22 protein-coding genes and 1 tRNA gene are annotated in these 21,430 nt (G+C 60.1%); 18 read left to right on the forward strand and 5 right to left on the reverse strand.

Going from position 1 to position 21,430, the window contains the following annotated elements; translation table 11 throughout:
• Positions 1-72 precede the first annotated feature (72 nt).
• From RA29_RS13795 to RA29_RS13855, 13 genes are all read left to right on the forward strand, one after another.
• Positions 73-534, forward strand: a complete 462-nt coding sequence (locus RA29_RS13795) for an Rrf2 family transcriptional regulator (RefSeq protein WP_039686846.1) — start codon at positions 73-75, stop codon at positions 532-534.
• Between the two features lie 66 nt (positions 535-600).
• Positions 601-1,644, forward strand: coding sequence for an aminotransferase class V-fold PLP-dependent enzyme (locus RA29_RS13800; protein ID WP_039686848.1), 1,044 nt, complete (start codon positions 601-603; stop codon positions 1,642-1,644).
• A 29-nt stretch (positions 1,645-1,673) separates the two neighbouring features.
• Positions 1,674-3,197 carry a Fe-S cluster assembly protein SufB gene (gene sufB, locus RA29_RS13805; RefSeq protein WP_039687801.1) on the forward strand — a complete coding sequence of 508 codons (1,524 nt, stop codon included), beginning with the start codon at positions 1,674-1,676 and terminating at the stop codon, positions 3,195-3,197.
• Between the two features lie 3 nt (positions 3,198-3,200).
• Positions 3,201-3,386 (forward strand): hypothetical protein, encoded by a 186-nt coding sequence (locus tag RA29_RS13810; RefSeq protein ID WP_039686850.1) that lies wholly within the window; start codon positions 3,201-3,203, stop codon positions 3,384-3,386.
• Complete coding sequence (locus RA29_RS13815) at positions 3,379-3,705, forward strand: hypothetical protein (RefSeq protein WP_039686852.1); 327 nt, start codon at positions 3,379-3,381, stop codon at positions 3,703-3,705. The genes RA29_RS13810 and RA29_RS13815 overlap by 8 nt, the downstream gene beginning before the upstream one ends.
• The gene (locus tag RA29_RS13820) at positions 3,702-3,947 is read left to right on the forward strand and encodes a hypothetical protein (RefSeq protein WP_039686854.1); all 246 of its coding nucleotides are present in this window, start codon (positions 3,702-3,704) and stop codon (positions 3,945-3,947) included. Before RA29_RS13815 ends, RA29_RS13820 begins: the two co-directional genes overlap by 4 nt.
• A 36-nt stretch (positions 3,948-3,983) precedes the next feature.
• Positions 3,984-4,319 (forward strand): hypothetical protein, encoded by a 336-nt coding sequence (locus RA29_RS13825; RefSeq protein ID WP_039686856.1) that lies wholly within the window; start codon positions 3,984-3,986, stop codon positions 4,317-4,319.
• 115 nt (positions 4,320-4,434) lie between these two features.
• On the forward strand, positions 4,435-5,190 hold the full coding sequence (gene sufC, locus RA29_RS13830; protein WP_039687802.1) for a Fe-S cluster assembly ATPase SufC: 756 nt from the start codon (positions 4,435-4,437) through the stop codon (positions 5,188-5,190).
• Positions 5,190-6,464, forward strand: coding sequence for a SufD family Fe-S cluster assembly protein (locus tag RA29_RS13835; RefSeq protein WP_039686858.1), 1,275 nt, complete (start codon positions 5,190-5,192; stop codon positions 6,462-6,464). Before sufC ends, RA29_RS13835 begins: the two co-directional genes overlap by 1 nt.
• A 3-nt stretch (positions 6,465-6,467) precedes the next feature.
• Positions 6,468-6,950: a hypothetical protein gene (locus RA29_RS13840; protein ID WP_039686860.1), complete on the forward strand. Its 483-nt coding sequence runs from the start codon at positions 6,468-6,470 to the stop codon at positions 6,948-6,950.
• On the forward strand, positions 6,947-7,543 hold the full coding sequence (locus RA29_RS13845) for a YIP1 family protein (RefSeq protein ID WP_039686862.1): 597 nt from the start codon (positions 6,947-6,949) through the stop codon (positions 7,541-7,543). The genes RA29_RS13840 and RA29_RS13845 overlap by 4 nt, the downstream gene beginning before the upstream one ends.
• Position 7,544: 1 nt before the next feature.
• Positions 7,545-8,765, forward strand: coding sequence for a cysteine desulfurase (locus tag RA29_RS13850; RefSeq protein ID WP_039686864.1), 1,221 nt, complete (start codon positions 7,545-7,547; stop codon positions 8,763-8,765).
• Positions 8,766-9,028: 263 nt separating this feature from the next.
• On the forward strand, positions 9,029-10,255 hold the full coding sequence (locus RA29_RS13855; RefSeq protein WP_039686865.1) for an MFS transporter: 1,227 nt from the start codon (positions 9,029-9,031) through the stop codon (positions 10,253-10,255).
• Between the two features lie 64 nt (positions 10,256-10,319).
• Here RA29_RS13855 and RA29_RS13860 read toward each other — a convergent pair.
• The 3 genes from RA29_RS13860 to RA29_RS13870 all read right to left on the reverse strand — a co-directional run bounded on the left by RA29_RS13860 (position 10,320) and on the right by RA29_RS13870 (position 13,270).
• Positions 10,320-10,396: transfer RNA gene (locus RA29_RS13860), tRNA-Arg, on the reverse strand.
• A gap of 84 nt (positions 10,397-10,480) precedes the next feature.
• Positions 10,481-12,439, reverse strand: coding sequence for a bifunctional 2',3'-cyclic-nucleotide 2'-phosphodiesterase/3'-nucleotidase (locus RA29_RS13865; RefSeq protein WP_039686867.1), 1,959 nt, complete (start codon positions 12,437-12,439; stop codon positions 10,481-10,483).
• 264 nt (positions 12,440-12,703) lie between these two features.
• A complete protein-coding gene (locus tag RA29_RS13870; RefSeq protein ID WP_039686869.1) occupies positions 12,704-13,270 on the reverse strand; it encodes a DUF882 domain-containing protein in 567 nt (188 codons plus the stop codon).
• Between the two features lie 314 nt (positions 13,271-13,584).
• Between RA29_RS13870 and RA29_RS13875 the strand changes: the two genes are divergently transcribed.
• From RA29_RS13875 to RA29_RS13890, 4 genes are read left to right on the forward strand one after another with little or no spacing between them, the layout of a single operon-like run.
• On the forward strand, positions 13,585-15,192 hold the full coding sequence (locus tag RA29_RS13875; RefSeq protein WP_039686871.1) for a L,D-transpeptidase family protein: 1,608 nt from the start codon (positions 13,585-13,587) through the stop codon (positions 15,190-15,192).
• Between the two features lie 36 nt (positions 15,193-15,228).
• A complete protein-coding gene (gene lpxD, locus RA29_RS13880; protein WP_039686873.1) occupies positions 15,229-16,320 on the forward strand; it encodes a UDP-3-O-(3-hydroxymyristoyl)glucosamine N-acyltransferase in 1,092 nt (363 codons plus the stop codon).
• A gap of 39 nt (positions 16,321-16,359) precedes the next feature.
• On the forward strand, positions 16,360-16,620 hold the full coding sequence (locus RA29_RS13885) for a phosphopantetheine-binding protein (protein WP_039686875.1): 261 nt from the start codon (positions 16,360-16,362) through the stop codon (positions 16,618-16,620).
• Positions 16,620-17,828: a beta-ketoacyl-[acyl-carrier-protein] synthase family protein gene (locus tag RA29_RS13890; protein WP_039686877.1), complete on the forward strand. Its 1,209-nt coding sequence runs from the start codon at positions 16,620-16,622 to the stop codon at positions 17,826-17,828. Before RA29_RS13885 ends, RA29_RS13890 begins: the two co-directional genes overlap by 1 nt.
• 44 nt (positions 17,829-17,872) lie before the next feature.
• Here RA29_RS13890 and RA29_RS13895 read toward each other — a convergent pair whose 3' ends face one another.
• The gene (locus RA29_RS13895; RefSeq protein ID WP_039686878.1) at positions 17,873-18,490 is read right to left on the reverse strand and encodes an invasion associated locus B family protein; all 618 of its coding nucleotides are present in this window, start codon (positions 18,488-18,490) and stop codon (positions 17,873-17,875) included.
• A 421-nt stretch (positions 18,491-18,911) separates the two neighbouring features.
• Between RA29_RS13895 and RA29_RS13900 the strand changes: the two genes are divergently transcribed.
• Complete coding sequence (locus RA29_RS13900; protein ID WP_039686880.1) at positions 18,912-20,453, forward strand: helicase HerA-like domain-containing protein; 1,542 nt, start codon at positions 18,912-18,914, stop codon at positions 20,451-20,453.
• 271 nt (positions 20,454-20,724) lie between these two features.
• Here RA29_RS13900 and RA29_RS13905 read toward each other — a convergent pair whose 3' ends face one another.
• Positions 20,725-21,429, reverse strand: coding sequence for a DUF2306 domain-containing protein (locus RA29_RS13905; protein WP_052249660.1), 705 nt, complete (start codon positions 21,427-21,429; stop codon positions 20,725-20,727).
• Position 21,430: the final 1 nt, after the last annotated feature.

Here is a 21,430-nt window from a genome sequence, read left to right on the forward strand (position 1 = left end):
GCGCAGGCATACATCCTGCAGTGGCCACGGATGTATGGGTTTGGGCGGGTAACGTCAATTGGGGGCTTTGCGATGAAACTGTCTACGAAAGGGCGCTACGCGATGGTGGCACTTGCGGACATTGCCATGCAGCCCGTGGATAAGCTGGTGAGCCTGAGCGACATCTCCGGTCGGCAGGACATTTCACTGCCCTATCTGGAGCAGCTTTTCGTAAAGCTGCGGCGGGCCGATCTGGTTGTGTCCGTGCGGGGGCCGGGTGGCGGGTATCGCCTTGCGCGGTCGGCATCTGAAATTCGCGTGGCCGATGTGTTGGCTGCCGTGGATGAGAAGGTGGATGCGATGCACAAGGGGGCGGGTGCCTCTGGAGCCGCGTCCGGATCCAAGGCGCAGTCACTGACAAACCGCTTGTGGGAGGGACTGAGTGCGCATGTCTATGTGTTCTTGCACCAAACCCGGTTGTCGGACGTGATTTCGAATGATCTTGCCCCTTGTCCGGCGGTGCCGAACTTGTTTGCGGTTGTCGATGATGCTTGATGCCCGAGGGGGCCAGCCCCCGTCGCTGGTGCGACTCCCCCGGGATTTTTTTGAAACAGGGAAGTGATGGACCGGGTCTATCTGGATCATAACGCAACGACACCTCTGAGGCCCGCGGCGCGGGAGGCGATGTTGCGCGCCATGGATGTGGTGGGCAATCCATCTTCCGTACATGCCGAGGGGCGGGCGGCGAAGGCGATTGTTGAGAAGGCGCGGGGGCAGATATCAGAGGCTCTTGGTGCCTCTGGTGCTGATATCGTGTTCACGGCAAGTGCGACGGAGGCCGCAGCGCTCGCGTGCGCAGGTCGGTCATTGCATGGCGCGGCGGTTGAGCATGACGCGGTGGGCGCTTGGGTCGATCCTGTTTTGGGCGCGGATGCGCAGGGTCTGGTTGCCATCGAGACGCCGGGCGCATCCACATTGCAATACGCTAACTCCGAAACCGGTGTGGTGCAGGATGTGCCACGAGGGTTGGCGCTGAGCGATCTGACGCAGTGCTTTGGCAAGCTGCCCTTTGGTTTCGGCTGGCTTGGAATCGAGATGGGGCTGATTTCGGCCCACAAACTGGGCGGGCCAAAGGGTGTCGGTGCGCTGATCCTGCGCCAGGGGCTTGATGTGCAGGCGCAAGTGCGCGGTGGTGGGCAGGAAATGGGGCGTCGGTCCGGCACCGAAAACGTCATTGGCATCGCTGGTTTTGGTGCCGCAGCAGAGGCTGCGCAGCGCGATATCGCGGACGGAAAATGGGACCGGGTCGAGAAACTTAGAAATATTCTAGAAAACGCTCTTGCTGCCGCTTCAAAGACAACTATTTTTGTCGGGAAAGGCGCGCGACGGCTGCCGAACACCTCCTGTTTCATCACGCCCGGGTGGAAGGGCGAGACGCAGGTGATGCAGATGGATTTGGCGGGTTTTGCTATCTCGGCGGGCTCTGCCTGCTCATCTGGCAAGGTCAGGGCAAGCCGGGTATTGAGCGCCATGGGGTATTCAGAGCTTGAGGCATCATCCGCCGTTCGGGTGTCTCTGGGTCTTGAGACGACAGAAGAAGATGTAATGCGCTTTGCCGAGGTTTGGGCGCAAAAACTGAAGAAACACGGGTGCCGGGCGGCGTGAACCGCTCAGATGCGAGAGGAAAGTCTGACATGGACAATGTTGTAGAAGATGTGGTCGTCAAGGACGGCGTCGATCAGGAAACAGTCGATGCCGTGCGGGACGTCAGCACGTATAAATACGGCTGGGAAACCGACATCGAGATGGAATATGCCCCCAAAGGGCTGACCCCTGACATCGTGCGCCTGATTTCGGAAAAGAATGAAGAGCCGGAGTGGATGACCGAATGGCGTCTGCAAGCCTACGAGCGCTGGCTTCAAAAGGAAGAGCCCGATTGGGCGATGGTCGATTATCCGGAGATCGACTTTCAGGATCAGTATTATTACGCCCGTCCCAAGAGCATGGAAGTGAAGCCGAAGTCTTTGGACGAGGTCGATCCCAAGCTGCTGGCCACCTATGAAAAGCTGGGCATCCCGTTGAAGGAACAGATGATTCTTGCTGGTGTCGAAGGGGCCGAAGATGCGCCTGCCGAGGGGCGCAAGGTCGCTGTGGACGCGGTGTTTGATTCCGTGTCCGTCGGCACGACCTTCCAGGCTGAGTTGAAGAAAGCGGGCGTGATCTTCTGTTCGATCTCGGAAGCGATCAAAGAGCATCCGGAGTTGGTGAAGAAGTACCTTGGCTCGGTAGTTCCCGTTTCCGACAACTTCTATGCCACGCTGAACTCTGCCGTCTTTTCGGATGGCTCGTTTGTCTACGTGCCGCCGGGTGTTCGCTGCCCCATGGAACTGTCGACCTATTTCCGTATCAATGCCGAGAATACAGGCCAGTTCGAACGCACGCTGATCATCGCGGACAAGGGTAGCTATGTGTCCTATCTCGAAGGGTGCACGGCACCGCAGCGGGACACATCGCAACTGCACGCTGCGGTCGTCGAGATCATCATCGAAGAAGATGCCGAGGTGAAGTACTCAACCGTTCAGAACTGGTATCCCGGTGACGAGAACGGTAAGGGCGGGATCTACAACTTCGTGACCAAGCGCGCCGATTGCCGGGGCGATCGGGCCAAGGTGATGTGGACGCAGGTGGAAACCGGGTCTGCCGTAACGTGGAAATACCCGTCCTGCATTCTGCGCGGCGACGACAGTCAGGGCGAGTTCTACTCCATCGCTATTGCCAACAACATGCAGCAGGCGGATACCGGCACCAAGATGGTGCACCTGGGCAAGAACACCAAGTCGCGCATCGTGTCCAAGGGGATCAGCGCGGGCAAAGCGCAAAACACCTATCGTGGACTAGTGTCGATGCACCCCAAGGCGAAGGACAGCCGCAACTATACGCAATGTGACAGTCTGCTGATTGGCGACAAGTGCGGCGCCCACACGGTTCCGTATATCGAGGTCAAGAACAACTCGTCCCGCGTTGAGCATGAGGCGACGACATCCAAGGTGGATGACGACCAACTTTTCTATTGCCGGTCACGCGGCATGGATGAGGAAGAGGCTGTGGCCCTTGTCGTCAACGGGTTCTGCAAGGACGTGTTGCAGGCGCTGCCCATGGAGTTTGCGATGGAAGCTCAACAGCTTGTGGCAATCTCGCTCGAAGGGTCGGTGGGTTAAGCAATGGCTGCTGAGCAGAAATCTCGGTCGGCCTTTGCGGTCATGGCCCTTTCGGTACTTAGCGGTGCCGTGCTGGGTGGTGGCCTCGGGGTGATGTTGATGCCGGATTTCGCGGCAGCTCTGGCCATTGGCGGAGCGATGACGACTGGCGCCATCGCCGTCGCATGGATGTTGTTCCGAGATGGATGATAGCGGCTCCAACATTGATCGGCACGCAAGGATAGGCCCTCAAGATCCTTGGGCGCGGTCGAAGGCGCACGCGCTCTACGGTACTGTGTTTTCGGCAGTGCTAGGCGCTTTGCTGTTTGCTTATGTCGGCAGTCTGCTTCTCTCGGACTGGCTTGTTGAGTTCGGTTTCTTGGGTTTTCTTGCTGGCGCTGCGGCGTATGTGGCGATGACCGCCAGATTTACCGGGCGCGTCAGCAAAGATGAATACGCGCAAGGCAACAGCAGAACTGATGAAGAGGTACGACAGGCTCTGGCAGATATGCAGGCGAAGCGGAAATGACGGACCTTACCGAACAACGCAAACCGATCAAGCGTCACACCGTTTCAGACCTTGATGGCACCCAGCAGGGCGGGCTTGCCTTTGTCATTGCGGTGATCGGCGGGATGATCGCTGCCGCATCGCTGGCGCCCGGGGCGCTTACGTCGTTCTGGGTCTGGTGTGTGCTTCTGATGATGTCGATCGCCATCGGAATGGGTGTTCAGCACGTGTTCGCCCGTGAGACGGTCGAGGATGTGGAATGACCTTTGCAACTGACAACCCGAACGGAGCCTGACGCTATGGCCCCCGACACACCCAGAAAATCCAGCGATGTGCGCATCCGCTTCGGCCACCCTTGGCGGCTGATGCAGGAAACGCGGGCCCTGACACTGCTCATCCTGGGGCACGTGATCGTTTTCCTGCTGTCCATCGGGCATGACGAAATCGTGGCTGAGATGGTGGCCGACGGTTGGATCTTTGCCCGTTACGCCGAACAGATCGAACTTCTGTTTGGTCTGGTGCTGTTCGTGTGTTGGGGCGCGCTCACGGTGCGCCTGGTGACCATGCTGCAACGCGCCCGCACGGGCGACTGCATCTGCCCGCGGTGCAATCAACGCTGCGGGGACCCGGAATGATCACAGCCACGACACAGGGGCGGTCGTGACACATGAAATGCTGACAGCCCATGTCTCGGGCACGGCTGTCATTTTGAAATAACGCGCGGTGTCCGCGCAGGATGAGGAACATATCATGCTGAATATCAATGACTTGCACGTACAACTTGAAGAAGAGGACAAGCAGATCCTCAAGGGCGTCAACCTGACGGTCGAGGCGGGCAAGGTGCACGCGATCATGGGCCCCAACGGTTCGGGCAAGTCCACGCTGTCCTATGTCCTGTCGGGCCGTGATGGCTATGAAGTGACGGGTGGCGAAGCGACTCTGGACGGCGAAGACCTGCTGGATATGGAACCCGAAGAGCGCGCGGCGGCAGGCCTGTTCCTGGCGTTCCAATACCCGGTCGAAATTCCCGGTGTGGGCAACATGACCTTCCTGCGGACGGCTGTGAATGCACAGCGTAAGGCGCGCGGCGAAGAAGAGCTGAGCGCGGCCGACTTCCTCAAGATCATCCGCGAGCGGGCCAAGGCGCTGAAAATCGACGCCGACATGCTGAAGCGCCCTGTGAACGTGGGCTTCTCGGGTGGTGAGAAAAAGCGTAACGAGATCTTGCAGATGGCAATGCTTGAGCCCAAGATGTGCATCCTGGACGAGACCGACTCCGGCCTCGACGTCGACGCGATGAAGCTGGTCGCCGAAGGTGTGAACGCCCTGCGCAATGAAGGGCGCGGGTTCCTCGTCATCACGCACTACCAGCGTTTGCTGGACCACATCAAACCCGACGTTGTGCACATCATGGCGGACGGCAAGATCGTCAAAACCGGTGGGCCGGAACTGGCACTTGAGGTCGAGAACAACGGCTATGCCGACATTCTGGCCGAGGTGGCGTAATGGGCGAAGCTGCAACCAAACCAAACCCTACCGAGGACCGCTTGGCGACCCTGACCATGCCGTCGAACGGCTGGGCGGACGAGGCCCGCAAGGCAGCCGCAGCGCGCGTGCGCGAAATGGGTCTGCCCGGCCGCCGTGACGAGTACTGGAAGTTCACGCGACCAGATACGCTTGTGCAGTTGGATGCCCCGCAGGCGGCGCTGTTTCACAACGACGAAGCACCGCTGTTCGGCGAAATGGACCGGCTCAAGATCGTCTTCGTTGATGGCGTGTTCGACGCTGCTCAATCCGACGATCTGACCATGTCAGGTGTGCGTATTGATCGCTTGGCCGATAGCGCTGACATTCACTGGGCTGCGGACCTGTACGGCACTTTGGAAGCGAACGGGCATTATGTGCAGCGTCCGCTTGCCGCCATGAACACGGCCTATGCCACCGATGGCGTGCTGATCCACGTCACAGACAAAGCGGAAAAGCCGATCAATTTCATTTACTTGCATGAAAATGAAACCTCGGACGCGATCCTGCACCATGTTGTGAAACTGGATGCAGGTGCCGAACTGACGCTGCTTGAAACCGGCCCTGCGGCGGCGCGTTTCAACAAGTGCATGGAAGTGGATGTTGCCGACACTGCGACCTTCCATCATGTCCGTGCGCAAGGCCGTGATCACGAGCGCCGCGCCGCCACGCATATCTTTGCGCGACTGGGCACGGAATCCGTGTTCAAGACCTTTACCCTGACCGTTAACGGCCGCCTGACCCGCAATGAATGCGTGGTTGAGCTGACCGGTGACGATGCGGTTGCGCATGTTGCAGGTGCCTGCGTTGGCGACGGTGACTTCCACCATGATGACACCGTGTTTGTCACGCATGACGCCCTGCGCTGCGAGAGCCGTCAGGTGTTCAAGAAGGTGCTGCGTAACGGTGCGGTAGGTGTGTTCCAGGGCAAGATTCTGGTCAAGGAAGGCGCCCAGAAGACGGATGGCTACCAGATCAGCCAATCGCTTCTGCTGGACGATGACAGCCAATTCCTCGCCAAGCCCGAGCTTGAAATCTACGCTGATGACGTGGCCTGTTCGCACGGCTCGACCTCGGGCGCGATTGACGAAGAGGCACTATTCTACCTGCGCTCGCGCGGCGTACCTGCCGACATCGCGACCGATCTGCTGACGCTCGCCTTCCTTGCCGAAGCGGTGGAAGAGATTGAGGACGAGGACCTGCGCACCGCACTGGTCGACCGCCTGCAAGGCTGGCTGGAGCGGCACCGAGGCTAAGCCATGGCGGTTACGCGGAACATTGGGGCCACCTATCGGGGGCCGGGTCGTGTCGTGCGGCACCTCCTGTCGCTGGGCGAACGGGAGGACCGCGCGCTCGCCTACCTTATGGCGTCCTGCGTCCTGATCTTCATCGCGCAGCTGCCGCGGCTTGCACGTGAATCGCATTTAACTGGCGAAGACCTGAACATGCTTATGGGCGCGTCGCTCATGGGGCTGATTTTTATCGCGCCCCTTATGTTCTATGCCATTGCGCTGCTTGCGCGGTTTGTGGGTCGGGTCTTCGGGGGCAAGGGAACCGCATATGGTGCGCGGCTGGCGCTGTTCTGGGCTTTGCTGGCGTCCTCACCGCTGATCCTGTTGCATGGCTTGGTGTCCGGGTTCATCGGCCCTGGATTGGAGAAACAGGCCGTCGGCCTGATCTGGGTCCTGGTTTTCTTGTGGTTCTGGATCGGTGGATCCATCGCGCAGGAGCGTGCAGAATGAGCGCTGTTTCGGACCTTGCCATGGATACGCTGCGTGACCCCAAAGAGGTCGCACGGCAGATCATCAGTTGGCAGCTGGATCGCGGGACGCTGTATATGGCGCTTGTCGCGGTTGCTGCGGTGAATGCCCTGCTGGCATCCGCGCCTGTCGTGCTGCTGGAAGGCGAGGTCGATCCCACAGCGCGCGCTGCGATGCCGATCCTTGCCTTGCTTGAACGCCCGTTTGCGTTGTTCGCGATCATTGCCGGTGGTTTGCTCTTGATGGTGCACGGGTTGGTCTGGGCCGGGCGCGCCTTGGGTGGTCATGGCGAATTCACCGACATGCTGGCCTTGCTTACCTGGCTACAGGCGCTGCGGGCCGCGGCACAGGCGTTGGTTCTGGTGCTGAGCCTTATCGTCCCCGGGATTGCCGGTTTGGTCGCTTTGGGTGTTGCGATTGTGGCCTTTTGGTTGCTTTTGCATTTCATCAGCGCGGCCCTACGATTTGACTCTCTGTTTCGTGCCTTTGGCCTGCTCCTTGTGGTGCTGGCGGGCCTGTTTATTGGAATGATGATGCTTGTGACGCTGACGGGCGTGACGGCTGGAGGATTGTGAGATGTATGACGTGAACGCCATCCGCGGGGACTTTCCGATCCTGTCGCGCGAGGTGAATGGCAAGCCGCTTGTCTATCTCGACAACGGCGCGTCCGCGCAGAAGCCGCAGGTGGTGATTGATGCAATTTCCAAAGCCTATGCCGAAGAATACTCCAATGTTCACAGGGGGCTGCACTATCTGTCGAACCTCGCGACCGAGAACTATGAGGCCGTGCGCGGCAAGCTTGCCCGCTTCCTGAATGCAGGTTCCGAAGACGAGATCGTCATGAACTCGGGCACCACCGAAGGCATCAACATGGTCGCTTACGGCTGGGCGATGCCACGGATGGAGGCGGGGGACGAGATTGTGCTTTCGGTCATGGAACACCACGCCAATATCGTGCCCTGGCACTACCTGCGGGAACGGCAGGGTGTCGTGCTGAAATGGGTCGATGTGGACACCACCGGCGCGCTTGACCCGCAGAAGGTGATCGACGCGATTGGCCCCAAGACGAAGCTGGTGGCCGTGACGCACATGTCCAACGTGCTGGGCACGAAGGTGGACATCAAGACGATATGCAAAGGCGCGCATGCCAAAGGTGTGCCGGTGCTGGTCGATGGCTCGCAAGCGGCCGTTCACATGCCAGTGGATGTGCAGGATCTGGGCGCGGATTTCTACGCGATCACCGGTCACAAGCTGTATGGTCCATCCGGTTCTGGCGCGATCTATTGCAAGGCCGAGCGGATGGCCGAGATGCGCCCGTTCATCGGCGGCGGTGACATGATCAAAGAAGTGTCGAAAGACGGCGTGATCTACAACGATCCGCCCCACAAGTTCGAGGCGGGCACGCCGGGGATCGTGCAGATGATCGGGCTTGGTGTGGCTCTGGATTACATGATGGGCCACGGGATGGATGCCATCGCCGCGCATGAGGACAGCTTGCGCGACTACACGGTGGAGAAGCTTGCCGGGCTCAACTGGTTGCAGGTGCAGGGCACAACGCCGGACAAGGGTGCGATTTTCTCGTTCACTTTGGATGGGGCAGGGCATGCGCATGACATTTCGACCATCCTCGACAAGAAGGGTGTCGCGGTGCGGGCCGGACAGCACTGTGTGGGTCCGTTGATGGAGCATATGGGGCTCAACGCCACCTGCCGCGCGTCGTTCGCGATGTACAACACCAAGGAAGAGGTGGATGTGCTGGTCGATGCTTTGGAGCTGGCGCACGACCTGTTTGCGTGATCTGTCCCCGCGGGGACAAGTCGTTCGCACCCTTTTGGGTATCTTCACCGACCTGTGGAAGCGCACTGAATTCAACAGCTTGATGTGCGTGCGCCTGATTTGCTCAAAATTAACAGGCGGAATGGGACCCTACGCCCCGAAGGCGGGCGGACGGCGCTTGTGCCCTGGGCCGGGCCATTTTCATCTGTCATTGAAGGCTCTATAGGCAGGGCAGACATTCCCATTTTACGTATTTTGGCCGCCGCCCGGTCTGGACTGGATCAATGATAAAAACGGCGCTGACCGACAGGTTCCTGCAAATTGCATTGATCGGGCTGATACTCATGGGTGTTGGCGCGGCAACGGTTGGACCGTTCCAGTCGATCATCGGCATCGAGCAGATTGGCTTCTCCGACGCGGCCTATGCCCTGATCGTCACGGGTGGTGCTTTCTTTAGCGTCGTGGCCTCCATTCTGGTGGGGATCTACACGGACCAGACCGGACGCTTTCGCGAAGCGTTGCTTGCGGCTTTGACCATTGGCGCGATCGCGGGCGTGTTGATGTTTCTGGTGCCGTCAAAAGTCGCCTTTTTGCTGGTGCATGTCGTGTTGTTTCCGGTGGGTGCCACGGCATTCACACAATACTTCGCCATTGCCGTCATGGCAGCCAATGAGAACCCGAGGCTTGATCGCCCCTACACGACCACGCTGGCCCGGGCCACGTTTTCGGGGGCCTTTGCGGTAACGCCAGTGGTGTGGGGCTATGTGCTGGTTCAGGGCGTTGATGTGCTTGGGGCCTATGTCGTGGTGGCCTGTGCCAACATTCTGGCCCTTGCGGCTGTCGTGATGCTTTGGCGGGGCGACCGAACCGTGTCGCAAACCGCGAAGTCCGGAAAAGGGTTGCTGGCGTCGCTCCGTGAGCTGACTGAACCGGGGCTCGTGCTGCGCATGGTTCTGATCTGCGTAATCTCGGCCACGAATGGGCTGTACAACATCCTGCTGGGCCTTTTGATCCTGAACAATCTGGGCGGCGCCGATGCAGATGTTGCGGTCTTTGCGGGCCTTGTCGCCTTTGTCGAGATTCCCATTATGATGCTGACCGTTCGGTTTTTGCGCGTCGTGTCAGCGTCGTTTCTCATTCTTGTCGGTGTCGTGATTTACGGCGGCTTTCTTGCAGCTCTGGGGCTTATGCCCTCTATCGGGTTTGCGTGGTGGCTTGTCCTGCCTGCTGGGATTGGTGCCGGGATCGTTCTGTCGATCCCCATCGGATATGTTCAGAACCTTGTTGCGGACCGGGCCGGGGCGGGGAGTTCGCTGTTGTCCGTCAATCACTTTGGCGGGGCGATCATTGCGTCCGCGATCTTTGCCGCGGGCTCAAGTGTGACTGACTACCAAGGGGTCGCGACAATGGGCGCGGCGATTGCGATTGCAGCGTCTGCGGTGCTGTTCGTGTTGGACTATCGCCGCACGCGGCGGACGGGGTCGTCAAAGGCGCTGGATCATGGGGCCTAAGGACGTTCAGGTGAACGTCGAGATACCGAGAAAGCGCCTTGTTTTTCGCATGATTGAATGTGAGTGGCGGACCGTAGAGGATTCGAACCTCTGGCCTCTGCCTTCGGAGGGCAGCGCTCTATCCAGCTGAGCTAACGGTCCACTGGGGCGCGGTATAGCGGTGCCATCCGCGCCCTGCAATTGCAAAAGTCGGGCAAGGCGCAGGACACCTGCGCCTTGCGTTGATCAGAGCGTGATACGGAAGCGGGCAAACCCATCGGGACCATCGCCCGCTGGTTCGATTGTCATGCCCTGGACATCGTCAATGTAGTCCTTGGCCTTCGGACCCGTTTCAAAAAGGACCGAGGTGTCCGCGAGCGGGGCAAAGGACCAGTTGGCATCCGCGCGGGGGCTGATCGTGCCCTGTTCCACAATGTAGCGTACGATGACGTCGCGGTTCGTGTCGGGGCCCTCGAACACGATGGTATCGCCTTGTGCGCCGGGGAAGTTGCCGCCGCCACCGGCGCGATAGTTGTTCGTGGCGATGATGAACTTCTGTTCAGGGTCAATGGGTTCGCCGTTGAACTTCAGCTCAACGATGCGGTTCGCATCCGCGTTGATCAGCGCACCTTCGGGGTCGAACTTGGACGGCTGGCTGAGGTCGATCTGGTAGGTCACGCCATCGATCACGTCGAAATTGTAGGACGGGAATTCAGGATTCAGCAGCAGTTGATCTGCCTGACCTGCTTCAACCTGATTGAACATACCGGCCGAGCGTTCGAGCCAGTCCTTGACCTGCGCGCCCGTGACCAGCACAGCGCGGGCTGTGTTGGGATACAGGTACAGGTCAGACACATTCTTGATCGCCACGTCGCCTTTTGGCACGTCGGTGAAGTATTCCGGGCCGCCCCGGCCACCGGCCTTGAAGGGGGCAGCAGCAGACAGGATCGGCAGCCCCTCATATTCGGTGCCCTGCATCATCTGCGCGATGTACCAGCTTTGCGCGATGGACACGATCTGGACCGACGGATCATCGGCCACGAGCGCAAAGTAGCTGTGCAGCGGCGCGTCGGTTTTGCCAACCGCACGGCGGACATAGGCGAGCGTGGCGTCGTGGTCCGCCTGCACGCTGTCGAGGAGCGGTTGATAGTCGTCGACAAGGGCGGTGACGGACCGGTCCTCATTCCGTTTGGAGATCGGGCGCGCTTCTGAGCCGTGGCCGGTGATCCGCCAGTTTGCGCCGTCGCGTTCCAGCATCAGGTCGATCACGCCAAGATGCGAGCCCCAGAAGCCGCCCATGGCAGCTGGTTTGCCGTGAATGGTGCCATTAGCCACATCGACGGCGGGCAGGTCGGCATAGGTGGGCGAGGGGAACACCTGGTGATGGTGACCGGTCAGGATCGCATCGATCCCATCCACCGCAGCAAGCGGGACCGAGGCGTTTTCCATCCCGTCGGAATGATCCGCGGCACCGATCCCCGAGTGGCTGAGCGCGATGATGATGTCGGCCCCTTGCTCTTTCATCAGGGGCACCAGGGTCTTGGCTGTCTCCACGATGTCGCGCGCTTGCACGTTCCCGTCGAGATGGCGGCGGTCCCAGGTCATGATCTGGGGCGGGACAAAGCCGATGAGGCCGACCTTGATCGCGTGCGATTCCCCAGCGCCATCCGTGACCGTCCGGTCGAGGATAACGAAGGGTGGTACCAGCGTGGTGTCGGCGGCGGCGTCCGCGCCCATTTCCTTGGCCACGTTGGCACAGACGACGGGGAAGTCGGCACCTGCGAGCGACTTCATCAGGAAGTCGAGGCCGTAGTTGAATTCGTGATTGCCGAGCGTGGCTGCGTCAAAGCCCACGGTGTTCATGGCCGTGATGATCGGGTGGCTGTCGCCTTCTTTCATGCCCCGTTCGTAAGCGATGTAGTCGCCCATGGGGTTGCCCTGCAGGAAGTCCCCATTGTCGATGAGCATGGAATTCGTGGCTTCGGCCCGGATGCTTTCGATGATCGATGCGGTGCGGGACAGGCCGACTGTGTCACGCGGCCTGTCGGCATAGTAGTCGTAGGGAAAGACATGCACGTGCAGGTCTGTGGTTTCCATGATCCGCAAATGCGCCTGATTGGTGCTGGCGCGCAGTGAGAACGGGTGCATCGCCGCAAATGTGGCGGTGGTGGCCAGGAATGTCCGGCGCGAAATCAGCTGTGTCATGTGGGTCCCCCAGTCGTGGCTGTTCCATTTACGGTAGGCACGTATCCATGATGTGTCACAGCTTCATGTCGCGCCAAGCGGAACCTTGCGCAAAAAATCTGCCGGGGCAGGGAACCCGATCATGTTTTGTGCAGTTGGACGGGTGTTGTTCTGAACAACTGTCCCCTCGGGTGGCGCGCCAATCCTCCCCCTCGGAGCGTGCCACCCGACACGAAACAGGGCGCCGAAGCGCCCCAATTGGAGAAGTCGTGCAATGGCGTTTGGTTACCGTCCCCAGGACCGAACGACACCGCAATCCATGTGTACGAAGTTCGAGCCGGAGTATTTGCCGACGCCGCCACCGCGGCAGGCTTGGGCTGCGCGTGCCATTTGACTGACGGACCGTGTGGTCAGGCGCAGATCAGCGGCCTGTCCTTTGATATGCAAAGAGTTTTTCGCGACACCCCGACCGCGCGCCCGCAGCATCGCGTTTGTTCGCGGGCTGCGATAGCCCGACAGCAGCATGTAGGGTTCGTCAACCTCAAGCAGATTGTGCGCTGCTGCCATGATATCGACTGTGCGGAGGTCCATGGATTTCACATCGTCGGTCCGCCAGTCGCGCATGAAGTGGTTCACTTCGCGCACCGCGTCCTTGATGTAGTTCCCTTCGATCCAGTAGATCATGTCGATCCGTTCGCCCGTGCGACCGGAATACATACGGAGGCGTCTGATATCGCCAGCCCCGCGAAGAAATCCTGCTGCGTTTGAGAAAGTTGGTGCCGCCGTTACCGCCGTTGCCGCGAATGCGCCAAGTATGGCTCGGCGGGTCATGCCCGTAGAGGTATTGTTCATATCACTGCGCCGTCCCGTACGCCTGCCTATCCGTGATGTTACACGGGTTTTGTCATCTCATCCCCAGATGCAACACTTCTATGGCATAGCTCGATTCGTTTACCAAGCGCTGAATCCGATCCAAAAAGCCTCGCAAGTGAATTAGGCAGATTTTTGCGCAAAATCTGGCTCATGTGGCGCAAAGGCCGCGGGGCGATGCAGGCGCGCATCAGGCCGATGCTTGTTGCCGGTCTGGCGGCAATGTGAATAGACAGGCTTTGCACGCGCTTGGGATAATACAGGCCAGCGCGAAATTTATAAAAAACAGGTGCGATATGACGGTGAATTTTTTCAGATCTTGGACGGTGGCGTTGGGCCTCGTTCTTGCGGCGGCGCTTTGGTCAGCGCCGCAAAGCGCGTCGGCGCAGGTCACGGCCTTTAAACAGGCGGTTGCCGAGGCGGCCGCACGCGACGCCGATATCGCCGCTTTCTACAAAGCGAATGGCTATGAAAGCCTTTGGACCGGTCGGTCGGGCCGTGAGCGTCAGCGCCGTGTGGCACTGTTCAAGGCGCTTGATCAGGCGGGCAATCATGGCCTGCCTGCTGCGCGCTACGATGCCGATGGCCTGAAAGCCAAGATGAAAGCCGCGACGACCCAGCGCGACCGCGGGCTGGTCGAGGTCGAGATGAGCCGCACCTTCCTGCAGTATTCACGCGATCTGCAAACAGGTGTGCTGGTGCCGTCGCGCGTGGACCGCGCCATTGTCCGTCAGGTGCCCTATCGGGATCGGACGTCCTATCTGGTGAATTTCTCCAAATCGTCGCCGTCGGGCTTTTTCAAGGCGCTGGCGCCCAAGACCATGGAATACAACGCGCTGATGAAGGAAAAGCTGCGGATGGAGCGGCTGCTCGCCCAAGGGGGCTGGGGTCAGCAGGTGCCGGTGAGCTCGCTCAAGCCCGGTCAATCCGGCGATGCGGTCGCCATCATGCGCAACCGTTTGATCGCCATGGGCTTTCTCAAGCGCACCAACACGCAGACATATGACGCGGCGGTGCAGTCTGCGGTCCAGCAATTCCAACTTGCCCACGGGCTGACGGCCGATGGTGTCGCCGGGCAGGCAACAGTGACAGAGATGAACAAGTCGGTGCAGGAGCGTCTGCAATCGATCATCGTCGCAATGGAGCGTGAGCGCTGGGTCAACCAGGAGCGCGGCAAGCGCCATATCCTGGTCAACATCCCGGACTTCACAGCCAACGTCGTCGACAACGGCAAGGTGACGTTCTCCACCCGCTCTGTTGTGGGGGCCAACAAGGATGACCGACCGACGCCCGAGTTTTCCGATGTGATGGAATTCATGGTGATCAACCCGAGCTGGTATGTCCCACGCTCGATCGTCACCAAAGAATACCTGCCCGCGCTGAAGCGGAACCGGAATGCCGTTCGTCATATCGAAATCACCGACAGCCGGGGCCGCAAGGTGAACCGCTCTGCTGTGAACTTCAACCAATACACGGCACGGACCTTCCCCTTTGCCATGCGTCAACCGCCCTCAAAGGGCAACGCGCTGGGTCTGGTGAAGTTCATGTTCCCGAATGTGCACAACATCTACCTGCACGATACACCCGCCAAGAACCTGTTTGGTCGCGAGGTGCGCGCCTACAGCCACGGCTGCGTGCGTCTGGCCGATCCGTTCGACTTTGCCTATGCGCTGTTGGCGAAACAGGAATCAAACCCGGAACAGTATTTCCAATCGGTTCTGGCCACCGGGCGCGAGACCCGCGTGGACCTGAAGGCCCCTGTGCCGGTGCACATCATCTATCGCACGGCCTTTACCACGCCCAAAGGGCATACGCAGTACCGCCGCGACATCTATGGCCGCGATGCGAAGGTGTGGCGGGCGCTGTCCGATGCAGGGGTGGCACTGCGCGCAGTTCAGGGGTAAATCGCACCCCTGAGCTATGTGCGAAGGGGACCTGCCATGCGTTACACCGTTGCCGAGATTGCAACTGCACTTGAGGCGCAGGCTGTTGGCGACACAAGCACCATTGTGACGGGCTTAGCGGAGCCCGCGCAGGCCGGTGCTGACGATCTGGCGTTGGCGAGTAACCCGAAATACGCAGACACACTCTCTGCCGGGGCGGCACAGGCCGCTCTGTTGTGGGAAGACGCGGATTGGCAAGCGCTGGGTTTGCGCGCAGCGATCCTGCCGAAACGCCCACGCTTTGCCATGTCGCGGCTGACGACAATGGCCGATCCCGGACATGAGTTCGGCACGGGCATCCACCCCAGCGCGGTGGTCGATCCGACCGCACAGCTGGGCGATGATGTGGCCATCGGGGCAGGGGCTGTCATCGGGCCCGAGGCGCAGGTTGGCGCGTGCTCGGTCATCGGGCCGATGTCCTTTGTCGGGTGGCAAGCCGTGCTGGGTCCAAACGCCTTTCTGCGGGAACATGTCAGCATCGGTGCGCGGGTGCGGATCGGGGCCAATTTCATTGCCAATCCTGGCGTGCGCATAGGCGGTGACGGGTTCTCCTTTGTCACGCCGGAAAAGAGCGGCGTGGAAAACGTGCGCGAAACGCTGGGTGAGCAGGGCGAAGCCAGTGGGCAGCCCTGGGCGCGGATTGCCAGCCTTGGCGCCGTGGTCATCGGCGACGATGTCGAGATCGGGACCAATACGGCCATCGACAACGGCACTATCCGACCCACGCAGATCGGGAATCGCACGAAAATCGACAACCTTGTCCACATCGGCCACAACTGCGTCATCGGCGAAGACAACCTGATCTGCGGTCAGGTCGGGCTGGCCGGGTCGGTCACGGTCGGCAATTTCGTCGTCATGGCCGGGCAGGTGGGTGTCTCGGACAATCTGAGCATTGGCAACAACGTCGTGTTGGCCGCCGCGTGCAAGGTCATGAGTTCTGTCAAGGACGGCAAGGTCATGCTGGGCTATCCTGCCAACGAGATGAAAACAAATCTCGACATGTATAAGAACACCAAGCGCCTGCCGCGCATCCTGCGCGACGTTGCGGAGTTGAAGAAAGCTGTTTTCAAGTCGGAAGGCAGTGACTAAATCAACGCCAAGTCAGGCACGGGCAAGGGGGCAGCCGTCGTGAGCATCAAGGACAAGGTCATCGAGATTGTTGCGGAACAGGCGGTGTTGGAGCCGTCGGATGTGGGGCTGACCAACACGCTTGAGGATCTGGGGATCGACAGCCTCGGGCTTGTCGAAAGCATCTTTGCCATCGAGGAAGAGTTCGACATTCAGGTGCCGTTCAATGCGAATGCGCCGAAGGAGAGCGATTTTGACATCTCCAACGTGCAGTCGATCATTTCCGGCATCGAGCGGCTGATCTCAGAACAGAAAACCTGATGCACCGCGTTGTCATTACCGGGGCGGGCACCGTCAATGCCCTGGGCCATGATGTGCCCGAAACCCTTGAAGCCATGCGCGAAGGGCGCTGCGGCATTGGCGAGTTGGACTTTCGGGACGTGGACCGGCTGGCCATCAAGATCGGCGGCCAGGTGCACGGGTTCGAGGCCGAAGGGCGCTACAACCGTCAGCAGATGAGCCTTTATGACCGGTTCACGCAGTTTACGTTGGCTGCGGCCAAGGAAGCCATTGAACAATCGGGCCTGAGCTTTGCCGGTGAGCAAGCCGCGAAGTCGGGTGTGATCCTTGGCACGGCGGCAGGTGGCGTCAGCACTTGGGATCAGAACTACCGACTTGTCTACGAAGAGGGCAAGAACCGGGTTCACCCCTTTGTCGTACCCAAGCTGATGAACAACGCGGCGGCCAGCCATGTGTCGATGGAATGGAACCTGAAGGGGCCGTCGTTTACCGTGGCGACGGCTTGCGCGTCGTCCAACCATGCCATGGCGCAAGCCTTCCAGATGGTGCGCAGCGGCATGGCCCCGGTGATGATCACGGGCGGGTCGGAATCGATGCTGTGCTTTGGCGGGGTCAAGGCATGGGAAGGCTTGCGCGTGATGTCGAAGGATGCCTGCCGCCCGTTTTCCGCCAACCGCAACGGTATGGTGCAGGGCGAAGGTGCGGGGGTTTTCGTGTTCGAGGAATACGAGCACGCGCGCGCCAGGGGCGCTGACATTCTGTGCGAGGTCGCGGGCTTTGCCATGTCCTCGGATGCGGCCGATATCGTGATGCCCTCCAAGAACGGTGCCGCGCGGGCCATGGCCGGCGCGCTGGCCGATGCCGGAGTGAACGCGGACGAGGTTGGCTACATCAACGCCCATGGCACCGGCACTGCGGCCAATGACAAGACGGAATGCGCTGCGGTCGCTGACGTCTTCGGCCCCCACGCGGACAAGCTGATGATCTCGTCGACAAAGTCGATGCACGGTCACTTGATTGGTGGAACGGGGGCAGTCGAACTGCTGGCCTGCATCATGGCGCTGCGCGATGGCATCGTCGCGCCGACCATCGGGTATGAAGAGCCGGATCCCGAATGCGCCCTGGACGTTGTGCCGAACGACGCGCGCGACGCGCAGGTCAGTGTTGCCCTGTCGAACGCCTTTGCCTTCGGCGGCATGAACGCCGTGCTGGCATTGCGTAAGATGTAAAAAAGCCGCCCGAGGGCGGCTTTCCTTTGGGCCGGTTGATCGCCTTAGAACTGTGCAACCGACGTCTTGTCGAAGGCGGCAGTAAAGCCGCTGAGCGACATGTTCAGCTCAACCTGCTGATCAGGCGCGAGGGCCGGAACGATGGTCAACTTGGCGTTGGCCCCGCGCCGAAATTGCGCAACCTCATCGGCCACGAGACCCACGCGCGAATAGCACCCGATCGGGTTGCAGAAGGCATAGGGGTAGCGCCGCGCCTGACCACCATCGACTTCCATCGTCAACTGCTGCGGCAGGGAGGTTTCGAGCGGCACGATGATTGTGGCACCTGCCACCGCGCGCCCACCTTCAGGCAGACGGAAGATCGAGATTTCGGCAACCGGTGTGCCCTCGTCATCTTTCATGAGCTGATACATCTGGCAGGGCTCTTCCTGACCCTCTTCCGCCTTGATGCAGCGCAGTTCCCAATCGCCAATGGTTTCGGCGGTATAGGTCTGGCCGACCTGCGGGGCCGAAGCGTCTTCGCCAAGGCTCAACTGGTCCTCAATGGTGCTGCCAACGTTGGGCGCATCGGTCGGTTCTTCGGGTGTTGTATCCGCATCTTGAGCCATGACGCTAATTGGCATCAGGCAGGCCATGGAAAGGGCAATCAGTGACGTGCGCATATCGGTTCCGCTCTTGTTTCGTTTTGCGAAGTGCTAGCACGGACTGAAACCAGTGTCAGGGCCAAAGCGCAAAGTTTTCGTGACCAGCGGCAAACAGCAAAAAAGGGAGCCCCAAAGCCCCCTTTTCCACATGTCGTTTTTCTCTCCCCGTCGGACTGGCCGACTTATGGCGGGGAAGGTACGAAAGCGCTTGGCAGTGGTCAACAGGGAATATGTAAAAAAGAAAACATTGTGAAATCAGTGGCTAAACCGGATCGTTCATTTAACCAAAAAAAGGCCGCGCACGAAGCGCGGCCCAGTCTGACAGGGAGGAAGTGTTCCGCGCCGGGAGGACTCTCGACGGGAACAAAAACACTATGGCACCCAATGGTTAACTTTGTATGGTCCCCCCGAAGGCCCCCATGGACAAAAGGTTAACGGCATGAACGATCATATTTTCATCGGGGGCGGCGGGGTTGACTATGCCGACAGACAGGGCCTGACACTGAAGTACGCTAACCGACACGGCTTGGTGGCAGGCGCGACCGGGACGGGCAAGACGGTGACGCTGCAAATCCTGGCCGAAGGATTTTCAAACGCGGGCGTTCCGGTGTTTCTGTCGGACGTTAAGGGGGACCTGTCGGGGCTGGCGAAGTCGGGCACGGCCGAGCACAAATTGCATGGTCCCTTTATGGAACGTGCGGAAAAGATTGGGTTTTCCGACTATACCTACCATGCCTGTCCGGTGACCTTTTGGGACATGTTTGGGGAACAGGGCCATCCTGTGCGCACCACGGTGTCCGAGATGGGGCCGCTGCTGCTGGCACAGTTGCTGGAACTGACCGAGGCGCAGGAGGGCATCCTGAACATTGCCTTCCGTCTGGCAGACGAAGAGGGCATGCCGCTGCTGGATCTCAAGGACTTGCAAGCTTTGCTGGTCTGGGTCGGGGAGAACGCCAAGGAGCTTTCGCTGCGCTATGGCAACGTGTCGGCCCAGTCGATCGGGGCGATCCAGCGGCGGCTGCTTGTGCTGGAAAATCAAGGGGCTAGCCAGCTTTTTGGAGAGCCTGCGCTGGAGCTTTCCGACCTGATGCGAACGGATGCGGCGGGCAAGGGGATGGTCAACATCCTCGCCTCTGACAAGCTGATGGGCGCGCCGAAGCTTTATGCCACGTTCCTGTTGTGGCTGCTGAGCGAGCTCTTTGAAGAACTGCCCGAGGTGGGCGATCCGGACAAGCCGAAGCTGGTCTTCTTCTTTGACGAGGCGCATTTGCTGTTCGAGGACGCGCCCAAGGCGCTGGTCGACAAGGTCGAGCAGGTGGCGCGGTTGATCCGGTCGAAGGGCGTAGGTGTTTATTTTATAACGCAAAATCCGGCTGACGTGCCCGAGGGTATTCTGGGACAATTGGGCAATCGGTTCCAGCATGCGCTGCGCGCCTTCACCGCCAAGGACCGTAAGGAATTGCGGTTGGCGGCGGAGACCTATCGTGAAAATCCGCGCTTTGAGACCGAAGAGGCCATTCGCGAGGTCGGCGTGGGTGAGGCGGTGACATCGATGCTGCAAAAGAAGGGCGTGCCGGGGATTGTGGAGCGGACATTGATCCGGCCGCCGTCGTCGCAACTTGGCCCGATCACCAAGGCAGAGCGCAAGGCGCATCTGCAAGCCTCTGATATGGCTGGGAAATATGATCAGCCTTTGGACCGTAAATCAGCCTTTGAAATCCTGAAAGAGCGGGCAGACAAGGCCGCGGCAGAGGCGGCGGAAGCCGAAGAAAAGGCCGAGGAAATGGAGCCGGTCCTGCGCGAGTTCAATGCCGGGCGGCGGTATTCCGGCGCGCGAGTGACCCGGTCATCGTCGCGGTCAACACGGCGCGGCGCGAGCTTTGGTGAGGCGATGACCAAGATGGTGGTCAAGGAGCTGACCGGGACGACGGGCCGTCGGATGGTGCGCGGGATTTTGGGCGGGTTGTTCAAGGGACGCTAGACCATCCGTTAACGCACCGTTCGGTGGGGTGGCCGGAGCGTCTGCTTTGGAAACTACATGTTTTGGCGGTGAAACTGCGTGTTTTGGGCCGCTTAAGATGCGCGGTTTTTTCGGGGTTTTGGGCGAACTGCACATTTTGGGGCAGAAACTGCGCGTTTTGGCATGCTGGCTTGCGTAAACCTGCTGTTCAGATTTGGGCCGCGTTAAGGTTTGGCGGCGCGCGTTTACGATTGGTTAGGGTTGGGCGTGCGGTGCGCAGTGAATGCGCACCCTACGGGCGGGCGTAGGGCGTGCGGTCTGCGTCCCCCTGCCGTTCGCGGCGCAGCCACCATTCCAACACCAGAAGGTAGGGCAGGTAAAAAGCGAAGAGATTGATCTGGTCGAAGAGGCCGGAGAAATCCGGCTCTGCCGCCAGGCCGCACAGGGTGTCGCTGAGGCTGCAGGTGGTTCCGTACCAAAGACCGTAATGCAGCCGGTAGAGCCACGAACCCAAGCCTAGCACGATCAGGCGCAGACCCCAGCGGCGATGGCGTTCGTAATCGCCTGCCATGGCAAGGCGTGGTGTCTGAATCGCGGCGATGATCATCAGCACGCCGTAGAGGGCGAAGGCGATGGACATCGGTATACCGCCGACCGTGCCGCTGAGCGCGATGTAGACCAACCCGCCGATGCCGGTGATCAGGGCGGTCACGGCCAGCACCCGACCTGAGACGCGATGAGCGCGCGGCCAGCGGCGGCGGATGGGTCCGGCGAGTTGGACGACCGACAGGACCGTGACAAACGCACCCGTCACCATATGCGCGAAAAGCGCCATGAGGCTGGGCTGCGGCCCGGTCAGCCGCTCGATCACGGATGTGTCGCCCGACAGCCCAAGTGTGCCCCGTTGCAGGGAATGCCAGGTGAAGCCCAGCACGAGGATGAAGAGCAACACAAGGCCCGCAATGCTCCATCGCGTGCGGGCGCTGCTGCGTGTCATC

The sequence above is a fragment of the Tateyamaria sp. ANG-S1 genome (genome assembly GCF_000814025.1).
Lineage (GTDB): Bacteria > Pseudomonadota > Alphaproteobacteria > Rhodobacterales > Rhodobacteraceae > Tateyamaria.

What these genes read in the sequence shown, in the direction of transcription:
- RA29_RS13795 (WP_039686846.1), top strand. Translation starts at nt 73, where the DNA reads ATGAAACTGTCTACGAAAGGGCGCTACGCGATGGTGGCACTTGCGGAC.
- RA29_RS13800 (WP_039686848.1), top strand. Translation starts at nt 601, where the DNA reads ATGGACCGGGTCTATCTGGATCATAACGCAACGACACCTCTGAGGCCC.
- sufB (WP_039687801.1), top strand. Translation starts at nt 1,674, where the DNA reads ATGGACAATGTTGTAGAAGATGTGGTCGTCAAGGACGGCGTCGATCAG.
- RA29_RS13810 (WP_039686850.1), top strand. Translation starts at nt 3,201, where the DNA reads ATGGCTGCTGAGCAGAAATCTCGGTCGGCCTTTGCGGTCATGGCCCTT.
- RA29_RS13815 (WP_039686852.1), top strand. Translation starts at nt 3,379, where the DNA reads ATGGATGATAGCGGCTCCAACATTGATCGGCACGCAAGGATAGGCCCT.
- RA29_RS13820 (WP_039686854.1), top strand. Translation starts at nt 3,702, where the DNA reads ATGACGGACCTTACCGAACAACGCAAACCGATCAAGCGTCACACCGTT.
- RA29_RS13825 (WP_039686856.1), top strand. Translation starts at nt 3,984, where the DNA reads ATGGCCCCCGACACACCCAGAAAATCCAGCGATGTGCGCATCCGCTTC.
- sufC (WP_039687802.1), top strand. Translation starts at nt 4,435, where the DNA reads ATGCTGAATATCAATGACTTGCACGTACAACTTGAAGAAGAGGACAAG.
- RA29_RS13835 (WP_039686858.1), top strand. Translation starts at nt 5,190, where the DNA reads ATGGGCGAAGCTGCAACCAAACCAAACCCTACCGAGGACCGCTTGGCG.
- RA29_RS13840 (WP_039686860.1), top strand. Translation starts at nt 6,468, where the DNA reads ATGGCGGTTACGCGGAACATTGGGGCCACCTATCGGGGGCCGGGTCGT.
- RA29_RS13845 (WP_039686862.1), top strand. Translation starts at nt 6,947, where the DNA reads ATGAGCGCTGTTTCGGACCTTGCCATGGATACGCTGCGTGACCCCAAA.
- RA29_RS13850 (WP_039686864.1), top strand. Translation starts at nt 7,545, where the DNA reads ATGTATGACGTGAACGCCATCCGCGGGGACTTTCCGATCCTGTCGCGC.
- RA29_RS13855 (WP_039686865.1), top strand. Translation starts at nt 9,029, where the DNA reads ATGATAAAAACGGCGCTGACCGACAGGTTCCTGCAAATTGCATTGATC.
- RA29_RS13865 (WP_039686867.1), bottom strand. Translation starts at nt 12,439, where the DNA reads ATGACACAGCTGATTTCGCGCCGGACATTCCTGGCCACCACCGCCACA.
- RA29_RS13870 (WP_039686869.1), bottom strand. Translation starts at nt 13,270, where the DNA reads ATGAACAATACCTCTACGGGCATGACCCGCCGAGCCATACTTGGCGCA.
- RA29_RS13875 (WP_039686871.1), top strand. Translation starts at nt 13,585, where the DNA reads ATGACGGTGAATTTTTTCAGATCTTGGACGGTGGCGTTGGGCCTCGTT.
- lpxD (WP_039686873.1), top strand. Translation starts at nt 15,229, where the DNA reads ATGCGTTACACCGTTGCCGAGATTGCAACTGCACTTGAGGCGCAGGCT.
- RA29_RS13890 (WP_039686877.1), top strand. Translation starts at nt 16,620, where the DNA reads ATGCACCGCGTTGTCATTACCGGGGCGGGCACCGTCAATGCCCTGGGC.
- RA29_RS13895 (WP_039686878.1), bottom strand. Translation starts at nt 18,490, where the DNA reads ATGCGCACGTCACTGATTGCCCTTTCCATGGCCTGCCTGATGCCAATT.
- RA29_RS13900 (WP_039686880.1), top strand. Translation starts at nt 18,912, where the DNA reads ATGAACGATCATATTTTCATCGGGGGCGGCGGGGTTGACTATGCCGAC.
- RA29_RS13905 (WP_052249660.1), bottom strand. Translation starts at nt 21,429, where the DNA reads ATGACACGCAGCAGCGCCCGCACGCGATGGAGCATTGCGGGCCTTGTG.